Source organism: Marinobacter sp. L-80, from assembly GCF_056859395.1.
Map to the genome: position 1 here is coordinate 1 of NZ_JBSXOI010000028.1, position 3,049 is coordinate 3,049.

The 3,049-nt window shown below is 60.5% G+C and carries 6 protein-coding genes; 4 read left to right on the forward strand and 2 right to left on the reverse strand.

Annotated elements, in window-relative coordinates:
- The coding region (merR, locus tag AC13E3_RS00940; protein WP_328755160.1) for an Hg(II)-responsive transcriptional regulator at positions 1-361 on the reverse strand (361 nt) is incomplete at its 3' end.
- A gap of 100 nt (positions 362-461) precedes the next feature.
- Between merR and merB the strand changes: the two genes are divergently transcribed.
- From merB to AC13E3_RS00960, 4 genes are all read left to right on the forward strand, one after another.
- The gene (gene merB, locus AC13E3_RS00945) at positions 462-1,100 is read left to right on the forward strand and encodes an organomercurial lyase MerB (protein WP_000761850.1); all 639 of its coding nucleotides are present in this window, start codon (positions 462-464) and stop codon (positions 1,098-1,100) included.
- Between the two features lie 111 nt (positions 1,101-1,211).
- The gene (gene merD / locus AC13E3_RS00950) at positions 1,212-1,577 is read left to right on the forward strand and encodes a mercury resistance co-regulator MerD (RefSeq protein WP_000995361.1); all 366 of its coding nucleotides are present in this window, start codon (positions 1,212-1,214) and stop codon (positions 1,575-1,577) included.
- Entirely contained in the window at positions 1,574-1,810 is a 237-nt protein-coding gene (gene merE / locus AC13E3_RS00955; protein ID WP_005413392.1) for a broad-spectrum mercury transporter MerE, read from the forward strand. The genes merD and merE overlap by 4 nt, the downstream gene beginning before the upstream one ends.
- Before the next feature lie 132 nt (positions 1,811-1,942).
- On the forward strand, positions 1,943-2,146 hold the full coding sequence (locus AC13E3_RS00960; protein ID WP_005413391.1) for a DUF3330 domain-containing protein: 204 nt from the start codon (positions 1,943-1,945) through the stop codon (positions 2,144-2,146).
- A gap of 38 nt (positions 2,147-2,184) precedes the next feature.
- Here the strand turns inward: AC13E3_RS00960 and AC13E3_RS00965 are convergent, their stop codons facing one another.
- Positions 2,185-2,799: a recombinase family protein gene (locus AC13E3_RS00965; protein ID WP_010981357.1), complete on the reverse strand. Its 615-nt coding sequence runs from the start codon at positions 2,797-2,799 to the stop codon at positions 2,185-2,187.
- Positions 2,800-3,049 lie beyond the last annotated feature (250 nt).

Below are 3,049 nucleotides of genomic sequence, written 5' to 3' on the forward strand. Positions count from 1 at the left end.
GCCGCGAATGGCAGGCGCACACCAGGTCAGACAGCACAGCCTCCATGCGCGCCAAATCGGCCATCTTCTCGCGCACGTCTTGGAGCTTGTGCTCGGCCAGGCTGCTGGCCTCCTCGCAGTGGGTGCCATCGTCGAGCCGCAGCAACTCGGCGATTTCATCCAGGCTGAAGCCCAACCGCTGGGCCGATTTCACGAATCGCACCCGTGTCACGTCCGCCGCGCCATAGCGGCGAATGCTGCCATAGGGCTTGTCCGGCTCGGGCAACAAGCCCTTGCGCTGATAGAACCGGATGGTCTCCACGTTGACGCCGGCTGCCTTGGCAAAAACGCCAATGGTCAGGTTCTCCAAATTATTTTCCATACCGCTTGACTCCGTACATGAGTACGGAAGTAAGGTTACGCTATCCAATTCAGGATGTCAAACAATTGTCCTGCTGCGCAGGATGAAAGGAGATGGAACCATGAAGCTCGCCCCATATATTTTAGAACGTCTCACTTCGGTCAATCGTACCAATGGTACTGCGGATCTCTTGGTCCCGCTACTGCGGGAACTCGCCAAGGGGCGTCCGGTTTCACGAACGACACTTGCCGGGATTCTCGACTGGCCCGCTGAGCGAGTGGCCGCCGTACTCGAACAGGCCACCAGTACCGAATATGACAAAGATGGGAACATCATCGGCTACGGCCTCACCTTGCGCGAGACTTCGTATGTCTTTGAAATTGACGACCGCCGTCTGTATGCCTGGTGCGCGCTGGACACCTTGATATTTCCGGCGCTGATCGGCCGTACAGCTCGCGTCTCATCGCATTGCGCTGCAACCGGAGCACCCGTTTCACTCACGGTTTCACCCAGCGAGATACAGGCTGTCGAACCTGCCGGCATGGCGGTGTCCTTGGTATTGCCGCAGGAAGCAGCCGACGTTCGTCAGTCCTTCTGTTGCCATGTACATTTCTTTGCATCTGTCCCGACGGCGGAAGACTGGGCCTCCAAGCATCAAGGATTGGAAGGATTGGCGATCGTCAGTGTCCACGAGGCTTTCGGCTTGGGCCAGGAGTTTAATCGACATCTGTTGCAGACCATGTCATCTAGGACACCGTGATCGGATATCGACCCAATGTTCTACGGCACCGGCATCGGATTCGCAGCGCGCGGATTGAACTCGGCGAAACGGTATATGCATTGCCGTGAACCGACCAAAAGGAGGTGTTCGATGAACGCCTACACGGTGTCCCGGCTGGCCCTTGATGCCGGGGTGAGCGTGCATATCGTGCGCGACTACCTGCTGCGCGGATTGCTGCGGCCAGTCGCCTGCACCACGGGTGGCTACGGCCTGTTCGATGACGCCGCCTTGCAGCGACTGTGCTTCGTGCGGGCCGCCTTCGAGGCGGGCATCGGCCTCGGCGCATTGGCGCGGCTGTGCCGGGCGCTGGATGCGGCGAACTGCGATGAAACTGCCGCGCAGCTTGCTGTGCTGCGTCAGTTCGTCGAACGCCGGCGCGAAGCGTTGGCCAATCTGGAAGTGCAGTTGGCCGCCATGCCGACCGCGCCGGCACAGCATGCGGAGAGTTTGCCATGAACAGCCCCGAGCGCATGCCGGCCGAGACGCACAAACCGTTCACCGGCTACCTGTGGGGCACGCTGGCCGTGCTGACTTGCCCCTGCCACCTGTCCATCCTCGCTGCCGTGCTGGCCGGCACAACCGCCGGTGCATTCCTTGTCGAGTATTGGGTCATCACGGCGCTCGGTTTGACCGGCCTGTTTCTTCTGTCACTGGCGCGGGCGTTGCGGGCATTCAGGGAAAGATCATGAGCGCTTCCCGGCCGGATGGATGGACTACGGCGGAGGGCCCAAGCGTTCGAGCGCGGGCAAGGCTTTCTGTTCGCAAAGCCGATGCCGGCGGCGGCATTCGCCGTCTTCGTCAGTCAATGGAGGGGTGCCACCATGAATGCAAATGATCCGACCGCCACCAGTTGCTGCGTGTGCTGCAAGGAAATTCCGCTCGATGCCGCCTTCACACCGGAAGGCGCGGAGTACGTCGAGCACTTCTGCGGGCTGGAGTGTTATCAACGTTTCCAGGCGCGGGCCAGCACTGCGACCGAAACGAGCGGCGAACCGAACGCTTGCGGTTCGCCGCCGTCAAATTGAGACAAACCACGCTTTCGCTACGTCGCCTCATGTCGGCATCAAATTCGGCTGAGTAGCTTCTCGCCATCTGGACGTAGCTCGCCCTTGGGTGAAATATGCCGATACAGGGTCTGCCGCGTGATGCCAAGTTCCTGGCACAGGTCGCCGACCTTGGTCTCTGACTGCCCCATTGCCGCCATCGCCAGCCGCAGCTTGGCGGCGGTCATCTTGAACGGCCGGCCGCCTTTCCGGCCGCGTGCCCGTGCTGAGGCCAGGCCCGCCACGGTGCGCTCGGCGATCAACTCGCGCTCGAACTCGGCCAGCGCGGCGAAGATACCGAAGACCAGCTTGCCGGCGGCGGTCGTGGTGTCAATGGCCGCGCCGTGCCCGGTCAGCACCTTGAGGCCGATGCCGCGTCCGGTCAGGTCATGGACGGTATTGATCAGATGGCGCAGGTCGCGCCCGAGCCGATCCAGTTTCCAAACGACCAACGTGTCGCCTGGCCGTAGTGCCTTCAGACAGCTCGCCAGACCGGGACGATCCTCGCGTTTTCCGGACGCTTGGTCTTCATAGAGATGCGCCGGATCAACACCGGCCGCGACCAGCGCATCGCGCTGCAAGTCCGTCGCCTGGGAGCCATCCGCCTTCGATACTCGCATGTAGCCAATCAGCATCTTGTACCTGTCACATATACGTTCGATTATGTGACAGTTTGCATCGGGAAGCTCTGCACGTCAAAATTTGTCACTTAACCCGTCATTCTGTCTAAGGCATGCAAAGGGTAGGCTAGGGGTCTGCGCGGCAGAAGTATTTTGAGCAAGTGACCCCGCCGCGTCGAATCACAGTTCGGCCCGAGAACGTATCCACAATATCCAGCCGAATAGAGTCTCGATTCTCTCTATTCAGTCAGTCAAGACGGTTATC

Excerpts from the sequence above, each read along its gene's own strand:
- merB (WP_000761850.1), top strand. The coding sequence starts at position 462 with ATGAAGCTCGCCCCATATATTTTAGAACGTCTCACTTCGGTCAATCGT.
- merD (WP_000995361.1), top strand. The coding sequence starts at position 1,212 with ATGAACGCCTACACGGTGTCCCGGCTGGCCCTTGATGCCGGGGTGAGC.
- merE (WP_005413392.1), top strand. The coding sequence starts at position 1,574 with ATGAACAGCCCCGAGCGCATGCCGGCCGAGACGCACAAACCGTTCACC.
- AC13E3_RS00960 (WP_005413391.1), top strand. The coding sequence starts at position 1,943 with ATGAATGCAAATGATCCGACCGCCACCAGTTGCTGCGTGTGCTGCAAG.
- AC13E3_RS00965 (WP_010981357.1), bottom strand. The coding sequence starts at position 2,799 with ATGCTGATTGGCTACATGCGAGTATCGAAGGCGGATGGCTCCCAGGCG.